The sequence below is a fragment of the Pseudomonas sp. FFPRI_1 genome, from assembly GCF_055384485.1.
In genome coordinates, this window is sequence record NZ_AP029168.1 from 2,373,166 (window position 1) to 2,395,019 (window position 21,854).

Here is a 21,854-nt window from a genome sequence, read left to right on the forward strand (position 1 = left end):
CCGCCGCTATGCTGCTGAATCCTTTAATTGAAGCGTTGCCGAGCACAACCGGCCGTACCTGAGCCGTTCCCTGGAATGTAACTTTGCTAACGGATCAGATGGGATGAATGCACAGTTGAATGATTTGGCGCCGATCAAGGCGGTTATTTTCGACATGGACGGCTTGCTCCTCGACACTGAGGGTATCTACACCGAGATCACCCGCTCGATCGTCGAGCGCTATGGCCGTACCTACGATTGGACCATCAAGCAGAACATCATTGGGCGCGGCGCCGCGGACCTGGCGCAGTACGTGGTGCAGGCCCTGGACCTGCCCATCAGCGCCGAGGAATTCCTGACCTTGCGTGAGCCGCTGATGCGCGAGCGTTTTCCTCACGCTGAAGCGATGCCGGGTGCCCAGCAGCTGGTGCGGCATTTGAAGGCGCACCGGATCCCCATCGCGGTGGGCACCAGTTCCTCGCAGATGTCCTTCGGGGAAAAGATCACTCGCCATGGCGACTGGTTCGCGCTGTTCGACACCATAGTCACCGCCGACGATCCTGAGGTGACGGCAGCCAAGCCGGCGCCGGACATCTTCCTGACCGCGGCCCGGCGCCTGGGCGTGGCGCCCGAGGAGTGCCTGGTGTTCGAGGACTCGCCGTTCGGCGTGACGGCGGCCAAGGCTGCCGGCATGAGCGTGATCGCTGTACCGGATCCGGCGATGGCAGACGCCAGGTTTGCCCATGCCGACGGGATTATTCGTTCGCTCAAGGGCTTTCAGCCCGCTGCCTGCGGCCTGCCGCACTTGCTCTGGTCCTGAGGCAGCAATCACCTCGATAGAAGGGCGCAACGCGTCGGCGCTACTCTTTGCGCCAGCACCCCGAAAAACGGGCCAACCTGATACCGGTGGCCCGTTTTTTGTGCCGTGGCGTCAGGCGCTGAAACCGCCGTCGATGCTCAGGTTGGCACCGGTGATGTAGGCCGCTTCGGGGCCGGCCAGGTAGGCGACAAAGCTGGCAATCTCTTCCACCTTGCCGTAGCGGCCCACCGCCATCATGCCCATCAGGCTGGCGGCGAACTCGCTGTCTGCCGGGTTCATGTCGGTGTCCACCGGCCCGGGTTGGACGTTATTGATCGTGATGCCACGGGGGCCCAGGTCGCGGGACAGGCCTTTGGTCAGCCCCACCAGCGCGGCCTTGCTCATGGCGTAGGGGCCGCCACCGGCGAAGGGCATGCGATCGGCGTTGGTGCTGCCGATGTTGATGATGCGTCCACCTTCGCCCATGTGCCGTGCGGCCTCCTGGGTCGCGATGAACACACTGCGCACGTTGATTGCCAGGGTCTGGTCGAAGTCTTCCAGCTTGAACTCGTCCAGTGGCGCGACGGCCAGTACACCGGCGTTGTTCACCAGGATATCGAGGCGGCCAAAGGCCTGGACGGTGCTGCTTACGGCGTTGCGGATAGCCACCGCATCCGCGCTGTCGGCGTGAATCGCCAGGGCCTTGCCGCCTTTGGCGATGATGCTGTCGCGCAGGGCGTGGGCCTTGCTCGTCGAGCTGACGTAGGTGAAGGCGACGCTGGCACCTTCGGCCGCCAGGCGCTCGACGATGGCTGCGCCAATGCCACGGGAACCGCCTTGGATCAAGGCCACTTTGCCGCTGAGGGTGTGCTTGCTCATGGGTGTCTCCAGAGATTCAAGGCCGGGTTGCCTTGTGCTTGAGGGCGAGTATCAACCGTTGATTAGGCTCTGTGTAGTCGGTAATCCCTATACTCTGTGTAAACCAGAAGTTGAGAATCGCTGTCTATGGAAGCCTTCAGCAGTATCGAGTGTTTTGTTCGCAGCGCCGAAGTCGGCAGTTTTGCCGAAGCGGCCCGTCGCCTCGGCCTGACCCCGGCGGCGGTCGGCAAAAGCGTCGCCAAGCTGGAGGCCCGGGTTGGCGTCAGGCTTTTTCAGCGCAGCACCCGGCGCCTGACCCTGACCGAGGCCGGGCAGGTGTTTCTGGCAGAGGTCAGTGACAGCCTGCAGACCATCCAGAACGCGGTAAGCACCCTGGCCAATGTCCAGGGGCGTCCGGCCGGGACGCTCAAGGTCAGCGTGGGAACCGTATTCGGTTGCCTGTACATAGTGCCGATGCTGGGGGCGTTCCTGCAGCGCTATCCGGATATTCACCCGGACTGGCATTTCGACAATCGCCAGGTGGACCTGATCGGCCAGGGATTCGATGCGGCCATCGGCGGTGGTTTCGAGTTGCCGCAAGGATTGGTGGCTCGCCGGCTGTCACCCGCCCATCGGGTGCTGGTGGCCAGTGCCGCCTATCTCCGGGATCGCACCGCGATCAGCGCGCCCGAGGACCTGCGGCATTGCCAGGGAATCCTGATCCGCTCGCCACAGACCGGACGCATCCGCACCTGGCAACTGACTGGGCGTGAAGGCGCCATGCAGCCTCTGGAGCTCAAGGCCGGCATGACCATGAGTGACTCCGAGGCCGCCTGCATCGCCGCGGCCCAAGGCTTGGGGGTGGCCCTGGTGAGCATGCCGTTTGCCGTCAACTACCTGCGCTCCGGCACCCTGCAGCGGGTGCTGCCGGATTGGTACGTGGATGACGGTTTCACCTCGATCTACTACGCCGAGCACAAGATGCTGCCGGGCAAGACCCGAGCCTTCGTCGACTTCGTCATCGAGCAGTTCGCCGAGCAGGGCCTGGCCGGCGCGTTCAGCGCCGTCTGAAAGCGGTGGCCGGTGCTGCGCTCGGCGAACTGGAGCAGCAGCTTCAGCGGCCCTGGCGCATCGGCCAGCCAACCACACGCTTGGGCCGAGGCGTCGCGTAGGTCCGCACCTTGGACGTGGACAGCCCCAGGCGCACCAGGGATTCGGCGATGGTCACCGCCGCCGTCACGCCGTCCACCACCGGCACCCCGGTGCGCTGGCGGATCTGCTCATCGAGCCCGGCCATGCCGCCGCAGCCCAGGCAGATGACTTCGGCCTTGTCTTCGGTCACCGCCAGTTCGGCCTGGCGGACGATGGATTCCACCGCCCGCAGCGGGTCTTCCTCCAGCTCCAGTACTGCCAGGCCGCTGGCCCGGACCGAAGCGCAGCGTTCATACAGGCCGGAGAGTTTCAGGCGGTCCTCGATCAGCGGCACGGTGCGATCCAGGGTGGTCACCACCGAGTAGGCGTGGCCGAGGAACATCGCGGTGCTGGCGGCGGCATCGGTGATGTCCACCACCGGCACATTCAGCAGCTCCTGCAGGCCTTCGCGGCCATGTTCGCCGTAGCCGGCCTGGATCACCGCGTCATAGGGCTGGTCGTAGGCCAGTACCCGGTCCATCACGGCAATCGCCGCCAGGTAGCTTTCAAAGTTGCCTTCCACCGATTCGGCGCCGAAGTAGGGGGTCAGGCCGATGATCTCGGTTCCTGGCGCCGCCACGCTTTGCGCCTGGCGGGCGATGGCTTGGGTGATGCTGTCGGTGGTGTTGACGTTGACCACGAGAATTCGCATGGGGGTTCCTTGTCGAGGGGCAATTCAGGGCCCGGCGGACCGGGCCGTTCACATTCAATGGCTGACGTTGTCCACGGCGATCGACTCGCCGCTGACGTCCGCATACCCGGGCTGACGCCGGGCGATGATCAGGTAGAGCAGGCCGGCGATACCGGCACCGATCAGCCAGGAAAAGGGCGAGACGCTGGCAAAGCCCGGCACCAGGGCCAGGACAATGGCGATCAGGGCGGCGGGAATAAATGCCGCCACCGCCCGCAGGTTGACCCCGCGGCTGTAGAAGTACGCGCCTTGGGGGTCTTCGCTGTACAGCTGCGGCACGTTGACCTGGGCTTTGCGCAGGATCCAGTAGTCCACCATGATCACCCCGTACAGCGGGCCCAGCAGCGCGCCGAGGCCGGAGAGGAAGTACACGATCACCAGCGGGCTGTTGTACAGGTTCCACGGCAGGATCAATACCGCGAGCGCGGCGCTGATCAGCCCGGCACGGCGGAAGGTCAGGTACCTGGGGGCAAGGTTGCTGAGGACGAAGGCCGGGGCGACGAAGTTGGCCATGATGTTCACCGCCACGGTAACGATCAGGAATGCCAGGCAGCCCAGGACCAGGAACAGGGTGTTGGGGATCGAGGCGATGATCTCGGTGGGGCTTTCGATGACCCGGCCATTGATCTGGAACTGCGCGCCGCACAGCAGCACGGTGATGGTGGCGAACACCAGGATGTTCACCGGCAGGCCCCAGAAGTTGCCGATCTTGATGGTCTTGCGGCAGGGCGAGGAACGGGCGAAGTCGCAGAAGTTGAGGATCAGGGTGCCGTAGATTGCCAGCCACAGGGCGCCGCCGGCGAAGATCTGCCGCCACATTTCGCCGCCGGTCAGCGGCTCGCGGATCGACCAGGCGATCTGCCCGTCGGCCTGGGTGTACATCCAGGCGGCCAGGCAGGCCACGGTCAGCAGGATGATCGGCCCGGCGAAGGCTTCGTAGCGCCGGATCATCTCCATGCCGTAGGCGAGGATCGCCAGTTGCACCAGCCAGATCACCAGGAAGCAGGCCCAGCCCAGGGTCGACAGGCCGAGGATCGAGTTGTGGTCGTAATCGGCAAAGCCCGGATGGATGGCCGTGAGCAGCACCCGGAACACCACCGAAGCCAGGTAGGTCTGGATGCCGAACCAGGCGATGGCGATCACCGCGCGGATCAGCGCCGGAATCTGCGCGCCATGGATGCCGAAGCTGATGCGACTGATCACCGGGAACGGCACCCCGGTCTTCTGCCCCATGTAGCCGGACAGGTTCATGAAGAAATACACCAGCGCCGCGCCTATCCCCAGGGACAGCAGGATCTGCCAGCCGCCCAGGCCCAGGGCGTAGAGGCCGATGGCGAAGGAGTAGTTGGCGATGTTGTGCACATCGTTGGTCCACAAGGCAAAGATGCTGTAGCCACCCCAGCGCCGGCCTTTGACCTTGGTCGGTGCCAGGTCGCGGTTGTGCAGGCGTGGGCTGAGCGTAATGGGGGCCGGATGGGCATCGGCGACCGGTTGTTGGACGTTGTGCGAATGCAGCGAGGAGGGCAGATCCAGTGCGATGTTGTTGGAAGGGCTGGTACGCATTCCGGCATGCTCCTGACTCCGGCCCTGGATGACTGTGCTTGAGCGACGGGGCTCGACAATCTTCGTCACAGGGGAGGAATCACTGGGTTCGGGGCATCTGCAGCTTGAGTCGTGGGTCAGGCGTGCGGACGGTTAGTGTATGTATGTTTTGGTTTTTTTGTATACAAAACATAGATCGACTAAAGCCACTTCTGTGCCAATTTCGCGACTATGAAATTGGCTGCTGATTTCGTTTTGTTATGGGTTATTCCTAACCTTCTGAAAATACAAGATTAAAAATTGACCGTTTGAACAGGTATTTATTTTTCGCCGGACGCGGATTGGCGTCCCATGGATATCGGCGGAGGAAAGGCTTGTAACCTTTTGGGGCGGGGGAGGTTTTAAGTGCACACAAAAATGGCACCGACGGTGACATTCTTGTGTACAGGCTTTGCTGCAGGTTGGCTGTTCAGTGCGGGCGTCCTTCAGGCGCGCCCGCAGGGAGGGGGGTCAGGCTTTGCTGATGATGTTGCCGGCGTGCAAGCCGCATTCCTTCTGGGTGGCTTCCTCCCACCACCAGCGGCCTTCGCGCTCGTGCTGGTTGGGCAGTACCGGGCGGGTGCAGGGCTCGCAACCGATGCTGATGAAGCCGCGCTCGTGCAGGCTGTTGTAGGGCAGCTCGAGCATGCGGATATAGCCCCAGATCTCTTCGCTGCTCATCTGCGCCAGCGGGTTGAACTTGTACAGCGGGCGTTCCGGCGTGGAAAAGGCGCTGTCGATCTCCAGCACCGCCACCTGGCTGCGGGTGCCGGGGCTCTGGTCGCGGCGCTGGCCGGTGGCCCAGGCGCTGACCGTGGACAGCTTGCGGCGCAACGGCTCGATCTTGCGAATGCCGCAGCACTCGCCATGGCCATCCTTGTAGAAGCTGAACAGGCCCTTTTCCTTGACGAAGGGTTCAAGCTTGCTGTGGTCCGGCGAGATCAGCTCGATGTCGATCTTGTAGTGCTCGCGCACCTGATCGATGAAGCGATAGGTTTCCGGGTGCAGGCGACCGGTGTCGAGGCTGAATACCTTGACCTGCTTGTTCAGCTTCCAGGCCATGTCCACCAGCACCACATCCTCGGCACCGCTGAAGGAAATCCACAGGTCATCACCGAACTGGGCGAAGGCCAGCTTGAGGATGTCCTGGGCGGACTTGTTGGCATAGGTCGCGGCAAGTTCAGCGACGTCGAACGATGGGCTCATCAGGGCGGTTTCCTACAGGTCGGTGGCGCTGCGCGCTCTATAGGGGGGCGATCTTAACAAAATCCGCAGCCTGCTGGCGCGCTCCTCTGCGTTGCGCCTTGCGGGGCGAATCGCTAGAGTTCGGCAGCCCTTTTGCTCGCTCAATTTAAATAATCAGAACCAATGGGAGTGTCTTGTGGAAATTGCCTGTCTCGATCTGGAAGGTGTACTGGTCCCGGAAATCTGGATCGCCTTTGCCGAAAAAACCGGGATTGAATCCCTCAAGGCAACCACCCGGGATATTCCCGACTACGACGTGCTGATGAAGCAGCGCCTGCGGATTCTCGACGAACACGGCCTGAAGCTCTCGGACATCCAGGAAGTGATCGCCACCCTCAAGCCCCTGGAGGGCGCGGTGGAGTTCGTCAACTGGCTGCGCGAACGCTTCCAGGTGGTGATCCTTTCCGACACCTTCTACGAGTTCTCCCAGCCGCTGATGCGCCAGCTGGGCTTCCCGACCTTGCTCTGCCACCGCCTGATCACCGATGACAGCGGTCGGGTGAGCGGCTATCAACTGCGCCAGAAAGACCCCAAGCGCCAGTCGGTGCTGGCCTTCAAGAGCCTGTACTACCGGGTGATTGCGGCGGGGGATTCGTACAACGACACGACGATGCTGGGTGAGGCGGATGCCGGCATCCTGTTCCATGCCCCGGACAACGTGATCCGCGAATTCCCGCAGTTCCCGGCGGTGCACAGCTTTGCCGAACTGAAGCAGGAGTTCATCAAGGCTTCCAACCGCCCCCTGAGCCTGTAAAGCCGTTCTCGTAGGAGCCGGCTTGCCGGCGAAGGAGCCCTTGGATTTTGCGCAAATCCTGGCGACGCCTTCGCTGGCAAGCCAGCTCCTACGGGAGGAGAGCGAGGTGCTCTTGCCGACGAGGCCCTAAAGCCCCTGCAGCGTCTCCAGCAGCACCCGTACCTTGGTGATGGATTCCTGGTACTCCTCCTGCCAGTCCGAATCCGCCACTATCCCGCCGCCGCCCCAGCAACTGATCTGCCCGTCCTTGGCCAGCAGGCTGCGGATGGCGATCGAGCTGTCCATTTCCCCGCGCACGTCCAGGTACAGCAGCGAGCCGCAGTACAGCGCCCGCCGGGTGGGCTCCAGCTCGTCGATGATCTGCATCGAGCGGATCTTCGGCGCGCCAGTGATCGAGCCGCCGGGGAAGCTGCCGGCAATCAGGTCCAGGGCGTCCTTGCCGTCCGCCAGCTCGCCAGTGACGCTGCTCACCAGGTGGTGGACGTTGGGGTAGCTCTCCAGGCTGAACAGTTCCGGCACCCGCACCGAACCGATGCGGCAGGTGCGCCCCAGATCGTTGCGCAGCAGGTCGACGATCATCAGGTTTTCCGCCCGGTCCTTGGGGCTGCCCAGCAGTTCGGCGGCATTGGCTGCGTCTTCGGCGGCGTCTTGCCCGCGGGGGCGGGTGCCCTTGATCGGCCGGGTTTCCACTCGGCCCTGGCTGAGGTGGACGAAACGCTCCGGCGACAGGCTGAGCACCGCGCCACCGTCCGGCAGGCGCTGGAAGCCGGAAAACGGGGTTGGGCAGGCGGCGCGCAGGGCGCAATAGGCCGTCCAGGGATCGCCCTGGTACCGGCCGCGAAAACGCTGGGCGAAGTTCACCTGGTAGCAGTCGCCGGCCTGGATGTAGTGCTGGATGCGCTGGAACGCCTGGCGGTAATCGTCGGGCGCCAGGTCTGGAAGCATGGCGCTGGTCAGCTTGAACGCTGGCGTCGAGGTTGCCAGGGGATGGCTGAACAGCTGGATCAGGCGTTGGCGCTCGCCGTCCTCCAGGCTCGGGTGGAACACCAGCTGGCTGGTGCCTGCCTGATGGTCGCTGATCAGGGCCCAGGCATACAGGCCCAGGCATGCATCAGGCAGTTGCAGGTCGTCCCGGGCCTGGCTCGGCAGGCGCTCCAGGTGCCGTCCGAAGTCATAGCCGAGGTAGCCGATCAGGCCGCCGGCGAAGGGCAGTTCATAAGGCGCGGGCAGTTCGGCCTGACCCAGCTGCGCCAGATTGTCCCGCAGGCGTTGCAGAAAACCGCTGCCGCTTTCGTCGGCCGCCACCGCCAGTTCCGCCACAGGCCAGGCGCTGAGCAGGTCGTAGCGACCGCGCTCGGCGCTCGGCCGGCCGCTGTCGAGCAGCACGGCCCCGGGGGCGTGTTCGATGGCCGCGAAATACTCGGCGGGGTTGGCGCGATAGGGGAGCGGGTGTACGGAGCAGGTCAACATGCGGGGCAAATCAGCCATCGGAGCGCGGTTGGCGATTGTAGTCCTCTGCAGGAGTTGCTCCTAGAGGGATGTCGGCGATTGCCCCATTCGCGGCGTATTTGCCGACCTGTAGCCACCGCCTGCTGCGACTTGTGGCGCAGCAGGCGGCGGGCAGGGCTCAGCCCTCGCGTGCAGGAATATGGCCGAACAGCTCCTGGGCGAAACGCACCCGCTCCTCGACGGTTTCGACGATGCCCCGGGTCTTCAGTTCTTCCAGGTGGGCCTCGACGGCGTGGGTGCGTTGGGTCAGGCCGCAGTCGTTGGCGATCTGAATGTTCAACCCGGGCCGTGCATTGAGCTCAAGGATCAGCGGGCCCTTGTCCTGGTCCAGCACCATGTCCACGCCGATGTAGCCCAGGCCGCAGAGTTCATAGCAACCGGCCGCCAGCTTCATGAAACCGTCCCAGTAGGGCAGTTGCACGCCGTCCACGGCGTTGGTGGTGTCCGGGTGCTTGGTGATGATGTTGTTCAGCCAGGTGCCGCGCAGGGTCAGGCCGGTGGCCAGGTCGACGCCGACGCCGATGGCGCCCTGGTGCAGGTTGGCCTTGCCCCCGGACTGGCGGGTCGGCAGGCGCAGCATGGCCATCACCGGGTAGCCCATGAGCACGATGATGCGAATGTCCGGCACGCCTTCGTAGCTGATGCTCTTGAAGATCTGGTCCGGGGTCACCCGGTACTCGATCAGCGCCCGGTCGCGGTGGCCGCCCAGGGAATACAGGCCGGTGAGGATGCTGGAAATATGGTGCTCGATTTCTTCGTGGCTGATGATCTTGCCCGACACCGTGCGATAGCGGCCCTCGAAGCGGTCGGCAATCACGATGATGCCGTCACCGCCGGCGCCCTGGGCCGGCTTGATCACGAAGTCGTTGCGCCCGTCGATGATCTCGCCGAGCTTGTCGATTTCCTTCTCGGTGGAGATCACCCCGTACAGTTCCGGCACATGGATGCCGGCCTTGATCGCCCGCTCCTTGGTGATGATCTTGTCATCGACGATGGGGTACAGGCTGCGCTTGTTGTACTTGAGCACGTAGTCGGCATTACGCCGGTTGATGCCCATGATTCCCCGCGCTTCCAGGGCTTTCCAGGTCTTCCACAGGCCGAACATCAGGAGTCGGCCTTGACGAAGGCTTTGAAACGCACCAGCTCCGTCAGGCGGTAGCCGCGGTAGCGACCCATTGCCAGCATGAAGCCCACCAGGATCAGCAGCATCGCCGGGAAGGTGAAGACGAAGTAGGTAAGCTCCGGCACGCTCATGATCAGGTGCGCCAGGGAGGCGGCGAACAGGGTGCCGATGGCGACTTTCATCGCATGGCCGCCGCCGCGTTCTTCCCAGGTGATGGACAGGCGTTCGATGGTCATGGTCAGGATCACCATCGGGAACAATGCCACCGACAGGCCGCGTTCCAGGCCCAGCTTGTGGCTGAACAGGCTGATGGCGGCGATCAGCACCACGACGAAGGTCAGCACCACCGAGAGCCTCGGCAGCATCTGCAGCTTGAGGTGTTCCAGGTAGGAGCGCAGTGACAGGCCCAGGGCGGTGATCACCGTGAACAGCACGATGCCGAAGCCCAGCTGGGTCTCGCGAAAGGCCAGGGCGATCAGCACCGGGGTAAAGGTGCCCAGGGTCTGCAGGCCGATCAGGTTGCGCAGCACCAGGATCACCAGCACGCCGATCGGGATCATCACCATGATCATGAAGGTTTGCTGGGTCTGCAGTGGCAGGCCGTACAGCGAGTATTCGAGGAAGTTGGCGTCGGTGTTCTCGTCGGTCAGCTTGGCCAGACGGATGGCGTTCATCTCGCTGTTGTTGAGGCTGAAGGTGACGTTGGCCTTCTTGCCGCCATCGACGGTGATCAGGTTGTCGTCGCCGGTCCACCACAGCAGGCGGTCGCTGGGCATGCCCTGCTCACCGGTTTCCGGGTTGAAGTACAGCCAGTCGGTGCCGTTGAAGCTGCGCAGCCACAGCTCCGGGCTTTGCGGCTGGTCGGCCACCAGGCGAATGGTGTGGACCTTCTCCATTGGCACGTGGGCGATGGACAGCAGCAGCTCGACGATCTTCGCCTTGTTGGCGCTCGACGAGTCGCCGGCCAGCAGCAGCTTGGCGTTGTCGTCGTTGGCGTTGTTGACCCGCTTGATGGCTTCGCTGATGAAGGTCTCGACGTCGGCCGAATGCTGGCGGATCGGTGCCAGCAGGGCATCGGCGGCAATCTTCTCCGGGCCTTCAACGGCCATGCTGTCGCGGAAAGTCGGCCCTTTGACCTTGGATTTCTCGGCGCTGTAGCGCTTGGTCAGCACCAGGCGGTAGTACAGGGTCTGGTTGCCCTTGGCCCGGCGTGCCGACCAGGTGACCTTGCGATTGCCGTCGACGCGGTTGACCGCCACCCCGTAGTTGTTGGAAATGAAGCTCTCGTTGAGGCTCACGTAGTCGCGGCTCAGGGGCGGCACGAACATCTGGATCTTGATCGGGTCCTTGCCGTTGGCGACGAACTCGACCTTGGCATCGATGTTCCACAGATCGTCGGTGGCGTCTTCGGTCACCGGAATGCCGAGCACGAAGATCTGATAGGCCGTGATCGAAATGCCCAGCACCACCAGGATGGCGATCAGGACTTTCAGATGAAGGGTAAGAGAGCGCATTGGAATTACTCTGCGGTATGAGCGTCGGTGGCGCAGGCAGGTTTGCCAGCAGCGTATTTAAGACTGGGGTCGACCAGCGCATCGAAGCGTTTCAGGGCTTCGGAGCCGATCAGGAGCGGGAATTGGAAGGCGCTGCGGTCGGTCAAGTTCACTTCGATGCTGCGCAAGGCGCTGCCCATGCAGACATCCAGGGCGATCACCGGCCGGGCGGTGTAGTTCTTGTCCTCATCGGGGTCATAGTCGCCGGCGCGGCGCTTGATCTTGCTGACCCGGGCCAGGGGCCGTTCGATGGGGTGGGAGTGAGCGGCATCTATGGCCAGGTAGAAACGTACCCAGGATTCGCCATTGCGCTTGAAGCGCTTGATGTCGCGGGCACTCAGGGAGGCGGTCTTGGCACCGGTGTCGAGCTTGGCGGCGACTTCCAGGTCGATGCCCGACAGCCGGGCGTATTCATTCAAGCCGTAGACGGTCTTGCCGGCGGCAGCGCTGATGCCGGGCAGGGCAAGCAGGCAGAGCAGTAGGGGAAGGGCCTTGAGTCTCATAGATCCTGATGCATGACATGGGTTCTTCAGTTCAAGGCGATCGGCATTGCTGCGCAAGCTCCCTCGTATGCGTGCCATAACACTATGGCAGGCCAATGCGGGCGGCATTCTAGCATGCTGGTTTTATGGCGCCAGCGCCGGGGGCGGCCCTTTTGTCTCGTTTTGGTGCAGGAGGTTATTAGACGATTGTCGACAATCTCTATTTTTCCTTTGACTGTTAAGGGGGTATTGGCTAATTTTTGCGGCATTGATTTTAAAGGTGTCGACAATATGCTGGATCAACTCGAACACCCGATCACCGCTCAGGATGATTCCGAAACCCTGTCTGAAAACGTCTTCCGGCGGATCCAGGCGGCCATCGTCAAGGGCGAGATCGCTCCGGGCAGCAAGATCTCCGAGCCGGAACTGGCCCGCACCTACGGCATCAGTCGCGGCCCGCTGCGCGAGGCCATCCACCGCCTGGAAGGCCAGCGGCTGCTGGTGCGGGTGCCCCATGTCGGGGCTCGGGTGGTCTCCCTCAGTCACGCCGAGCTGATCGAGCTCTACGAAATTCGCGAGTCCCTGGAGGGCATGGCCTGTCGCTTGGCGGCCGAGCGCATGACCACCGAGGAAATCGATGAGCTGCGCCGGGTGCTCGACACCCATGAGCGCGATGCGGCGTTCCAGGCCGGGGTCGGCTACTACCAGCAGGAAGGGGATTTCGACTTCCACTATCGGATCATCCAGGGTGCGGGCAACCGCACCCTTACGCAAATGCTCTGCGGCGAGCTGTATCAACTGGTGCGCATGTACCGCATCCAGTTTTCCGCGACCCCCAATCGCCCGCACCAGGCCTTTGCCGAACACCACCGGATTCTCGATGCCATTGCCGATCGCGACGGCGAACTGGCCGAGTTGTTGATGCGCCGCCATATCGGCGCCTCGAAACGCAACATCGCGCGTCACTACCAGGACAGCGCCCATCAGACAGCCACTCCACGAGGTGAGTCATGAGTTCCAACAACAGCACTCCAGGCCAGCGTTTCCGCGATGCGGTCGCCAGCGAACAGCCGTTGCAAGTGGTCGGCGCGATCAACGCCAACCATGCCCTGCTGGCCAAGCGCGCCGGTTTCAAGGCGATCTACCTGTCCGGCGGCGGGGTCGCCGCCGGCTCCCTCGGCGTGCCTGACCTGGGCATCACCGGCCTCGACGACGTCCTCACCGACGTGCGCCGGATCACCGACGTCTGCGACCTGCCGCTGCTGGTGGACGTGGACACCGGTTTCGGTTCCTCGGCGTTCAACGTGGCGCGCACCGTCAAGTCGATGATCAAGTTCGGCGCTGCGGCGATCCACATCGAAGACCAGGTCGGCGCCAAGCGCTGCGGTCACCGCCCTAACAAGGAAATCGTTTCCCAGCAGGAAATGGTCGACCGCATCAAGGCCGCGGTGGATGCCCGCACCGACGACAGCTTCGTGATCATGGCGCGCACCGACGCCCTGGCGGTGGAAGGCCTGGAATCGGCCCTGGAACGCGCCGCGGCGTGCATCGAGGCCGGCGCCGACATGGTGTTCCCGGAAGCCATCACCGAGCTTGAGATGTACAAGATCTTCGCCGACCGGGTGAAGGCACCGATCCTGGCCAACATCACCGAGTTCGGCGCGACCCCGCTGTATACCACCGAACAGTTGAAATCTGTGGATGTTTCCCTGGTGCTGTACCCGCTGTCGGCGTTCCGTGCCATGAACAAGGCAGCGGAAAACGTCTACACCGCGATCCGTCGCGACGGTACCCAGCAGAACGTGATCGACACCATGCAGACCCGCATGGAACTGTATGAGCGCATCGACTACCACAGCTTCGAGCAGAAGCTCGATGCCCTGTTCGCGCAGAAGAAAGGCTGATTCGCGAACCGCAAGCTGACCGTTGATGAAGTTGCCACATCCCTAACAAATTCAAGATTGGAGAGAGCAATGGCCGAAGCAAAAGTGTTGAGTGGAGCCGGTCTGCGTGGCCAGGTGGCCGGGCAAACCGCGTTGTCCACCGTGGGCCAGGCCGGTGCCGGGTTGACCTATCGCGGCTATGACGTACGCGAACTGGCGGCTGATGCACAGTTCGAGGAAGTCGCCTACCTGCTGCTGTACGGCGAGCTGCCGAACAAGGAGCAACTGGCGGCCTACACCAGCAAACTGAGCAAGCTGCGCGACCTGCCCCAGGCATTGAAGGAAGTGCTGGAGCGCATTCCGGCCCAGGCCCACCCGATGGACGTGATGCGCACCGGTTGCTCGTTCCTCGGCAATATCGAGCCGGAGAAGGATTTTTCCCAGCAGCACGATGTCACCGACCGCCTGCTGGCGGCGTTCCCGGCGATCATGTGCTACTGGTACCGCTTCAGCCATGAAGGCGCGCGCATCAATTGCGTCAGCGACGAAGCCTCCATCGGCGGCCACTTCCTGCACCTGCTGCACGGCAAGAAGCCCAGCGAACTGCACGTCAAGGTGATGAACGTGTCGCTGATCCTCTATGCCGAGCACGAATTCAACGCCTCGACCTTCACTGCCCGGGTCTGCGCCTCGACCCTGTCCGATCTGTACTCCTGCGTCACCGCGGCCATCGGCTCGCTGCGCGGCCCGTTGCACGGCGGCGCCAACGAAGCGGCGATGGAGATGATCGAGCGCTTTGGCTCGGCCGAAGAGGCGATCAAGGGCACCCTCGGCATGCTCGAGCGCAAGGACAAGATCATGGGCTTCGGCCACGCGATCTACAAAGACAGCGACCCGCGCAACGAGGTGATCAAGGGCTGGTCGAAAAAGCTCGCCGATGAAGTGGGCGACAAGGTCCTGTTCCCGGTTTCCGAAGCCATCGACAAGACCATGTGGGAGCAGAAGAAGCTCTTCCCCAACGCCGACTTCTACCATGCTTCGGCTTACCACTTCATGGGCATCCCGACCAAGCTGTTCACGCCGATCTTCGTCTGCTCGCGCCTGACCGGCTGGGCCGCCCACGTGTTCGAGCAGCGTGCCAACAACCGCATCATCCGTCCAAGCGCCGAGTACGTCGGCGTTGAACAGCGCAAGTTCGTGCCAATCGAGCGTCGCTGACCGGGAGGGCGCCGACACTGTTGCTGGATGCACCACACACCTTGTAGGAGCGAGCTTGCTCGCGATCGCGATGGATCAGCCGACAGCGATATCGGATTTGCTTCCGTCATCGCGAGCAAGCTCGCTCCTACAAGGGACAGATGCCCATTCAGCCCGGTGCCAGGCGCTCCCTTTGAAACTACCGTGACCGAGCCCCAGACCATGAACACTGAATTTCGCAAACCCTTGCCCGGCAGCCAGCTGGACTACTTTGACGCCCGCGCGGCCGTCGACGGGATCCAGCCCGGTGCCTATGACAGCCTGCCGTACACCTCGCGGGTGCTGGCGGAAAACCTGGTGCGTCGCTGCGATCCGGCGACGCTCAAGGCGTCCCTGGGCCAGTTGATCGAGCGCAAGCGCGACCTCGACTTCCCGTGGTTCCCGGCCCGAGTGGTGTGCCACGACATCCTCGGCCAGACCGCCCTGGTGGACCTGGCCGGCCTGCGTGATGCGATTGCCGACCAGGGTGGCGACCCGGCCCTGGTCAACCCGGTGGTGCCGACCCAGTTGATCGTCGACCACTCCCTGGCCGTGGAATGCGGCGGCTTCGACCCGGATGCCTTCACCAAGAACCGGGCCATCGAGGATCGGCGCAACGAAGACCGTTTCCACTTCATCAACTGGACCAAGAAGGCGTTCAAGAACGTCGACGTGATCCCGCCGGGCAACGGCATCATGCACCAGATCAACCTGGAGAAGATGTCCCCGGTGATCCAGGCGCGCGATGGCGTGGCGTTCCCCGATACCTGTGTCGGCACCGACAGCCACACCCCCCACGTGGATGCCCTGGGGGTGATTGCCATTGGCGTTGGCGGCCTGGAGGCCGAGAGCGTGATGCTCGGGCGTGCCTCCTGGATGCGCCTGCCGGAAATTGTCGGCGTCGAGCTGACGGGCAAGCTGCAGCCAGGCATCACTGCCACCGACATGGTGCTGGCGCTGACCGAGTTCCTGCGCCAGCAGAAAGTGGTCGGGGCGTACCTGGAGTTCTTCGGCGCAGGTGCCGCAGCGCTGACCCTGGGCGACCGCGCGACCATCTCCAACATGGCCCCGGAATACGGCGCCACCGCGGCGATGTTCTACATCGACCAGCAGACCATCGACTACCTCAAACTCACCGGTCGTGAAGACCAGCAGGTGCAACTGGTCGAGACCTATGCCAGGCAGACCGGCCTGTGGGCCGACAGCCTGCAGCACGCCGAATACGAGCGCGGGCTGCAGTTCGACCTGTCTTCGGTGGTGCGCAACATGGCCGGCCCGAGCAACCCTCACGCCCGGGTCGCCACCCGCGATCTGGCGGCCAAGGGCATCGCCGGGCAATGGTCCGAAGTGCCGGGGCAGATGCCTGACGGCGCGGTGATCATCGCCGCCATTACCAGCTGCACCAACACCAGCAACCCGCGCAACGTGATTGCCGCCGGGCTGCTGGCGCGCAACGCCAACAAGCTGGGGCTGACCCGCAAGCCGTGGGTCAAATCGTCCCTGGCGCCAGGCTCCAAGACCGTGGCCATGTACCTGGACGAAGCCGGCCTGACCTCCGAGCTGGAGCAGCTTGGGTTCGGAGTGGTGGCCTTTGCCTGCACCACTTGCAACGGCATGTCCGGGGCGCTGGACCCGGTGATCCAGAAAGAGATCATCGACCGCGACCTGTACGCCACCGCCGTGCTCTCGGGCAACCGCAACTTCGACGGGCGCATCCACCCGTACGCCAAGCAGGCGTTTCTCGCGTCGCCGCCCCTGGTGGTGGCGTATGCGATTGCCGGGACCATCCGTTTCGACATCGAGAAAGACGTGCTGGGCCTGGGCGCCAATGGCGAGGAAATCCGCCTGAAGGACATCTGGCCGAGCGACGAGGAGATCGACGCAGTGGTCAAGGCCTCGGTGAAGCCGGAGCAGTTCCGCAAGGTCTATATCCCGATGTTCGCCATCCACGAAGACACCGGCCCGAAAGTCGAGCCGCTGTACGACTGGCGCGAGATGAGCACCTACATCCGCCGTCCGCCGTACTGGGAAGGGGCCCTGGCCGGTGCCCGCAGCCTTACGGGCATGCGCCCGCTGGCGGTGCTGCCGGACAACATCACCACTGACCACCTGTCGCCGTCCAACGCCATCATGCTCGACAGCGCCGCCGGCGAGTACCTGGCGAAAATGGGCCTGCCGGAGGAGGACTTCAACTCCTATGCCACCCACCGTGGCGACCATTTGACCGCCCAGCGCGCGACCTTCGCCAACCCGAAGCTGTTCAACGAAATGGTCGAGGAAAACGGCAAGGTCAAGCAGGGCTCCCTGGCGCGGGTCGAGCCGGAAGGCCAGGTTACGCGGATGTGGGAAGCCATCGAGACCTACATGGAGCGCAAGCAGCCACTGATCATCATCGCGGGCCAGGACTATGGCCAGGGCTCGTCCCGGGACTGGGCAGCCAAGGGCGTGCGCCTGGCGGGTGTCGAGGCGATCGCTGCCGAAGGCTTCGAGCGTATCCACCGCACCAACCTGGTGGGCATGGGCGTGCTGCCCCTGGAGTTCCTGGCGGGCACCACCCGCAAGACCCTGGGCATCGACGGAACCGAGACCTATGACGTGATCGGCAAGCGCACGCCACGGGCGCAGTTGACCCTGGTGATCAACCGCCGCAACGGCGAGCGGCTCGAGGTGCCGGTGACCTGCCGCCTCGACACCGCTGAAGAGGTGTCGATCTACGAGGCGGGCGGCGTGCTGCAACGCTTCGCCCAGGACTTCCTGGAATCGGCAGTGGCCAGTTAAGTGACGTACCGGGGGCGGGCCGCAAGGCGCCGCCCCCGGTCTTTATCAGGACCTGAAATCCATGGCATTTGTAGCGCAAATCAAGATCCCCGCCACCTACATGCGTGGCGGCACCAGCAAGGGTGTGTTCTTCAACCTGCAGGACCTGCCGGAGGCGGCGCAACTGCCGGGTGCGGCCCGTGACGCTTTGCTGCTGCGGGTGATCGGCAGCCCCGATCCCTACGACAAGCAGATCGACGGCATGGGTGGCGCCACCTCCAGCACCAGCAAGACGGTGATCCTGTCCAAGAGCATCAAGGCCGACCACGATGTCGACTACCTGTTTGGCCAGGTCGCCATCGACAAGGCCTTTGTCGACTGGAGCGGCAACTGCGGCAACCTGTCGGCGGCGGTGGGTTCCTTCGCCATCAGCAGCGGCCTGGTGGATGCCGAGCGCATTCCGCACAACGGTGTGGCCGTGGTGCGCATCTGGCAGGCCAATATCGGCAAGAGCATCATCGCCCACGTGCCGATCACCGAGGGTGCGGTCCAGGAGACGGGCGACTTCGAACTGGACGGTGTGACCTTTCCGGCGGCGGAGGTGCAACTGGAGTTTCTTGATCCGGCGGCTGATGAAGAGGGGGCCGGGGGTTCGATGTTCCCCACCGGCAACCTGGTGGACGACCTGGAAGTTCCGGGCGTCGGCACCTTCAAGGCGACCCTGATCAATGCCGGGATTCCCACCATCTTCATCAATGCGGCGGACCTCGGCTATCGGGGGACCGAGCTGCAGGGCGACCTCAATGGCGACCCCAAGGCCCTGGCGATGTTCGAGACCATCCGTGCCCACGGCGCGCTGCGCATGGGGCTGATCGAGCACCTGGAGCAGGCTGCCCAGCGCCAGCACACGCCGAAAGTGGCGTTCGTTGCCGCCCCGGCGGATTACCAGGCCTCCAGTGGCAAGGCGGTCAAGGCCGAAGATGTCGACCTGCTGGTGCGCGCCCTGTCCATGGGCAAGCTGCACCACGCGATGATGGGTACCGCAGCGGTGGCCATCGGCACCGCAGCGGCGATTCCCGGAACCCTGGTCAACCTGGCGGCCGGTGGTGGTGAGCGCAGCGCGGTGCGCTTCGGTCATCCATCGGGCACCTTGCGCGTGGGCGCCGAGGCGATCCAGGCCAACGGCGAGTGGCGGGTGGTCAAGGCGATCATGAGCCGCAGTGCGCGAGTGTTGATGGAAGGCTGGGTGCGAGTGCCCGGTGACAGTTTCTAAGGAAGAAAGGCGCTTGCCGTGGCAACACGGCAAGCGCTGCCGAGGGTGCTTGCTGCCGCTCGGCCGGCCGGCGTTCCAGCGCGTAGCGGTCGCCAACCTGCTGCACTCTTGCCGAAGAGCAGCGGGAGTTTCCCTGGGGCGGCTTGGCCACCCAGCGGGAGCGGGCGCCCTCGGCATGCGTGACATTGCTATTGAGTTGCTGAGCAGGCGCAGACCTGCGATGCCGTCATTGACCTGAACCTGTACCTGAGGAATCGACCCCACTTTCAACCCTGTGACTGGAGTGAATCACTCATGAGCGCCAACGTTGACCTGAACAACCGTCCCGATTACGACCAGGTCCTGCAGGACATCGCCGACTATGTCCTGAACTATTGCATCGACTCCCAAGAGGCCCTCGACACCGCCCGCAACTGCCTGATGGATACCCTGGGCTGCGGCCTGCTGGCCTTGCGCTTTCCCGAATGCACCAAGCACCTGGGCCCCCTGGTGGAAGGCACCGTGGTGCCCTTCGGCGCCCGGGTGCCCGGCACCAGCTATCGCCTGGACCCGGTCAAGGCGGCCTGGGACATCGGCTGCATCGTGCGTTGGCTGGACTACAACGACACCTGGCTGGCGGCGGAGTGGGGGCATCCTTCGGACAACCTCGGCGGCATCCTGGCCGTGGCCGATCACCTGTCGCAAAAGCGTGTGGCCAATGGCGAGGCGCCCCTGACCATGAGTGATGTGCTCAAGGCCATGATCATGGCCCATGAGATCCAGGGGGTGATCGCCCTGGAAAACTCCTTCAATCGGGTCGGCCTTGATCATGTGCTGCTGGTGAAGGTCGCCTCCACCGCGGTGTGCGCCAAGTTGATGGGGGCCAGTCGCGAGCAACTGCTGGCGGCACTGTCCCAGGCCTTTGTCGACGGGCAGGCACTGCGTACTTATCGCCACGCGCCCAATGCCGGGTCGCGCAAGTCCTGGGCGGCGGGGGATGCGTCCAGTCGTGGAGTGCGCCTGGCGGACATCGCCCTGCGTGGCGAGATGGGCATTCCCGGGGTGCTGAGTGCGCCGCAGTGGGGCTTCTACGATGTACTGTTCAGCCACACCAACAAGGACCTGGCGCTCAAGCCAGAGGATCAGCGCCAGTTCAGCCTGTCCCAGCCCTATGCCAGCTACGTGATGGAAAACGTGCTGTTCAAGATCAGCTTCCCGGCCGAGTTTCATGCGCAGACCGCCTGCGAGGCGGCGGTGACCCTGCATCCGCTGGTGCGCAACCGCCTGCATGAGATCGAGCGGATCGTCATCACCACTCACGAGTCGGCGATCCGTATCATTTCCAAGGTCGGCCAACTGGCCAACGCCGCCGATCGCGATCACTGCCTGCAATACATGACGGCCGTGCCCCTGGCGTTCGGCACCCTGGTGGCCGAGCACTACGAAGATGATTTCCATGGGGCGCACCCGATCATCGATCAGTTGCGCAGCAAGATGGAGATCGTCGAGGACCCGCGCTACACCCGTGAATACCTGGAGGCCGACAAGCGTTCCATTGCCAACGCGGTACAGGTGTTCTTCAAGGACGGCTCCAGTACCTCGCAGGTGGCGGTGGAATACCCCATCGGCCACCGGCGCCGGCGCGCCGAAGGCATCCCGTTGCTGGAGGACAAGTTCAAGGCCAACCTGGCCACGCGCTTCACCGCCCAGCGCTCGGCGCAGATTTTCCAGCTGTGCAAGGATCAGGCGCGGCTTGAGGCAACGCCGGTGCACCGGTTCGTCGACCTGCTGGTGATCTGAGGCTGTCCCCTCCCTTGTAGGAGCGAGCTTGCTCGCGAAGAACGTCAATGATGACGCGGATTCGCTGGATGAACCCGGTGCCCTCAGAAGCATCGCGAGCAAGCTCGCTCCTACAGAATCTCTTTGGCGCCGCTCGGGCTTTGCGGGCGGTGTTTTCCGGACAGCCATTTGGCCAAGGGCAACTTGCTGATGGCGAAGCCGCCGAGCAGGGTCGAGGAATACAGCAGCAGGTCCCGGGACAGGCTCTGGCCTTCGTACCAGGCGCCGATGATCACCGCGAACACCGGGAAAATGATGAACACGAAGGACAGGATCACCGGGTTCAGGCGCTTGAGCAGGAAGAAATAAACAATGAACCCTCCCACCGAAGCCGCCAGCCCCAGGTACAGCAGGGCAGCCCAGGAACGCGAACTGATGGCGGACAAGTGCGGATTTTCAATCCCGAGCCCGGCCAAGCACAGCAACAACCCGGCGATGCCGATGGGCAGGGCGTTGTAGGTGATGACGCTGATGGCGCTGCCGTGTTTCTTGGTGACCACGTAGCACAGGGCATGCAGCAGCGCCGCGCCGAGAATCGCCAGCACCCCGGAGAGTTCGTTGTGGTCGCTCAGCAAGCCCTGGCCGCGAATGATCTGGAACAGGCTGGCAAAGCCGATGGCGATGCCGAGCACTTGCGTCAGGTGAATCTTCTCCCGCAGCAGCAGGGCGGAAAAAATCAGGATGAACACCGGCATGCAGCTGAACAGCAGCGCAGTCAGCCCGGAGGAGACGTGCACTTCGCCGTAGTTGAGCAGGGTGTAGGGCAAGCTGAAGTAGCACAGGGTGACGAACACCAGGAACCCCCGGCTGCCCTTGGGAAACATCAGGGGCTCGCGGCGCAGCCAGGCAAAGCAGGCGAACAGCGGGAAGGCGATCAGAAAGCGCAGCCCGGCAGCCGTCAGCGGTGGCACGCTTTCCACGGCAATCTTGATGCCCAGCCAGGTGGTGCCCCAGCTCACGCAGACAATCAGGAACAGCACAGCGGTCACCAGGGACGCGAGCCAGGGGCGGGGGGGCGCTGCAACAAGGGGGGCGACGGTGTGGGTGCTCACGCTGGCATTCCTTTCGTGATCGGCAATTGACCCCTATATTGGGCGAGTCATTTGCAGTGATTGAACCTGT

18 protein-coding genes are annotated in these 21,854 nt (G+C 63.6%); 9 read left to right on the plus strand and 9 right to left on the minus strand.

Annotated features, from left to right (window positions below; all coding sequences use genetic code 11):
• The first annotated feature begins 103 nt into the window (after window positions 1–103).
• Window positions 104–799, plus strand: coding sequence for an HAD-IA family hydrolase (locus ACZ5BO_RS10810; protein WP_025128746.1), 696 nt, complete (start codon window positions 104–106; stop codon window positions 797–799).
• Window positions 800–910: 111 nt separating this feature from the next.
• Here ACZ5BO_RS10810 and ACZ5BO_RS10815 read toward each other — a convergent pair whose 3' ends face one another.
• Entirely contained in the window at window positions 911–1,657 is a 747-nt protein-coding gene (locus tag ACZ5BO_RS10815) for a 3-oxoacyl-ACP reductase family protein (protein ID WP_025128747.1), read from the minus strand.
• A 126-nt stretch (window positions 1,658–1,783) separates the two neighbouring features.
• Between ACZ5BO_RS10815 and ACZ5BO_RS10820 the strand changes: the two genes are divergently transcribed.
• A complete protein-coding gene (locus ACZ5BO_RS10820; protein WP_464699650.1) occupies window positions 1,784–2,707 on the plus strand; it encodes a LysR family transcriptional regulator in 924 nt (307 codons plus the stop codon).
• Window positions 2,708–2,750: 43 nt separating this feature from the next.
• Here the strand turns inward: ACZ5BO_RS10820 and ACZ5BO_RS10825 are convergent, their stop codons facing one another.
• The 3 genes from ACZ5BO_RS10825 to ACZ5BO_RS10835 all read right to left on the minus strand — a co-directional run bounded on the left by ACZ5BO_RS10825 (window position 2,751) and on the right by ACZ5BO_RS10835 (window position 6,305).
• On the minus strand, window positions 2,751–3,479 hold the full coding sequence (locus tag ACZ5BO_RS10825) for an aspartate/glutamate racemase family protein (RefSeq protein WP_464699652.1): 729 nt from the start codon (window positions 3,477–3,479) through the stop codon (window positions 2,751–2,753).
• 54 nt (window positions 3,480–3,533) lie between these two features.
• Window positions 3,534–5,081, minus strand: coding sequence for an NCS1 family nucleobase:cation symporter-1 (locus ACZ5BO_RS10830; protein ID WP_464699654.1), 1,548 nt, complete (start codon window positions 5,079–5,081; stop codon window positions 3,534–3,536).
• Between the two features lie 489 nt (window positions 5,082–5,570).
• The gene (locus ACZ5BO_RS10835; protein WP_025128751.1) at window positions 5,571–6,305 is read right to left on the minus strand and encodes a phosphoadenylyl-sulfate reductase; all 735 of its coding nucleotides are present in this window, start codon (window positions 6,303–6,305) and stop codon (window positions 5,571–5,573) included.
• A 175-nt stretch (window positions 6,306–6,480) separates the two neighbouring features.
• Between ACZ5BO_RS10835 and thrH the strand changes: the two genes are divergently transcribed.
• Window positions 6,481–7,098 (plus strand): bifunctional phosphoserine phosphatase/homoserine phosphotransferase ThrH, encoded by a 618-nt coding sequence (gene thrH / locus ACZ5BO_RS10840; RefSeq protein WP_025128752.1) that lies wholly within the window; start codon window positions 6,481–6,483, stop codon window positions 7,096–7,098.
• Window positions 7,099–7,224: 126 nt separating this feature from the next.
• Here thrH and pabB read toward each other — a convergent pair whose 3' ends face one another.
• The 4 genes from pabB to rloA form a co-directional block, all read right to left on the minus strand.
• Window positions 7,225–8,568 carry an aminodeoxychorismate synthase component I gene (pabB, locus tag ACZ5BO_RS10845; protein WP_464699656.1) on the minus strand — a complete coding sequence of 448 codons (1,344 nt, stop codon included), beginning with the start codon at window positions 8,566–8,568 and terminating at the stop codon, window positions 7,225–7,227.
• A 157-nt stretch (window positions 8,569–8,725) separates the two neighbouring features.
• On the minus strand, window positions 8,726–9,712 hold the full coding sequence (locus ACZ5BO_RS10850; RefSeq protein ID WP_025128754.1) for an alpha-L-glutamate ligase-like protein: 987 nt from the start codon (window positions 9,710–9,712) through the stop codon (window positions 8,726–8,728).
• Window positions 9,712–11,244: an osmotic stress tolerance membrane protein RloB gene (gene rloB, locus ACZ5BO_RS10855; RefSeq protein ID WP_025128755.1), complete on the minus strand. Its 1,533-nt coding sequence runs from the start codon at window positions 11,242–11,244 to the stop codon at window positions 9,712–9,714. Before rloB ends, ACZ5BO_RS10850 begins: the two co-directional genes overlap by 1 nt.
• Window positions 11,245–11,249: 5 nt before the next feature.
• Window positions 11,250–11,786 (minus strand): retropepsin-like aspartic peptidase RloA, encoded by a 537-nt coding sequence (rloA, locus tag ACZ5BO_RS10860; RefSeq protein ID WP_025128756.1) that lies wholly within the window; start codon window positions 11,784–11,786, stop codon window positions 11,250–11,252.
• 270 nt (window positions 11,787–12,056) lie between these two features.
• Here rloA and ACZ5BO_RS10865 point away from each other — a divergent pair, with 270 nt between their 5' ends.
• The 6 genes from ACZ5BO_RS10865 (at window position 12,057) to prpD (ending at window position 20,693) form a co-directional block, all read left to right on the plus strand.
• A complete protein-coding gene (locus ACZ5BO_RS10865; RefSeq protein ID WP_025128757.1) occupies window positions 12,057–12,779 on the plus strand; it encodes a GntR family transcriptional regulator in 723 nt (240 codons plus the stop codon).
• Entirely contained in the window at window positions 12,776–13,669 is an 894-nt protein-coding gene (gene prpB, locus ACZ5BO_RS10870; protein WP_025128758.1) for a methylisocitrate lyase, read from the plus strand. The genes ACZ5BO_RS10865 and prpB overlap by 4 nt, the downstream gene beginning before the upstream one ends.
• A gap of 69 nt (window positions 13,670–13,738) precedes the next feature.
• Window positions 13,739–14,866, plus strand: a complete 1,128-nt coding sequence (gene prpC, locus ACZ5BO_RS10875; RefSeq protein ID WP_025128759.1) for a bifunctional 2-methylcitrate synthase/citrate synthase — start codon at window positions 13,739–13,741, stop codon at window positions 14,864–14,866.
• 201 nt (window positions 14,867–15,067) lie between these two features.
• The gene (gene acnD / locus ACZ5BO_RS10880) at window positions 15,068–17,662 is read left to right on the plus strand and encodes a Fe/S-dependent 2-methylisocitrate dehydratase AcnD (RefSeq protein WP_464699660.1); all 2,595 of its coding nucleotides are present in this window, start codon (window positions 15,068–15,070) and stop codon (window positions 17,660–17,662) included.
• A gap of 61 nt (window positions 17,663–17,723) precedes the next feature.
• Window positions 17,724–18,914, plus strand: coding sequence for a 2-methylaconitate cis-trans isomerase PrpF (prpF, locus tag ACZ5BO_RS10885; protein WP_464699662.1), 1,191 nt, complete (start codon window positions 17,724–17,726; stop codon window positions 18,912–18,914).
• 294 nt (window positions 18,915–19,208) lie between these two features.
• Window positions 19,209–20,693 (plus strand): 2-methylcitrate dehydratase, encoded by a 1,485-nt coding sequence (gene prpD, locus ACZ5BO_RS10890; RefSeq protein WP_025128762.1) that lies wholly within the window; start codon window positions 19,209–19,211, stop codon window positions 20,691–20,693.
• Between the two features lie 110 nt (window positions 20,694–20,803).
• Here the strand turns inward: prpD and ACZ5BO_RS10895 are convergent, their stop codons facing one another.
• Window positions 20,804–21,784: a DMT family transporter gene (locus tag ACZ5BO_RS10895; RefSeq protein WP_025128763.1), complete on the minus strand. Its 981-nt coding sequence runs from the start codon at window positions 21,782–21,784 to the stop codon at window positions 20,804–20,806.
• Window positions 21,785–21,854: the final 70 nt, after the last annotated feature.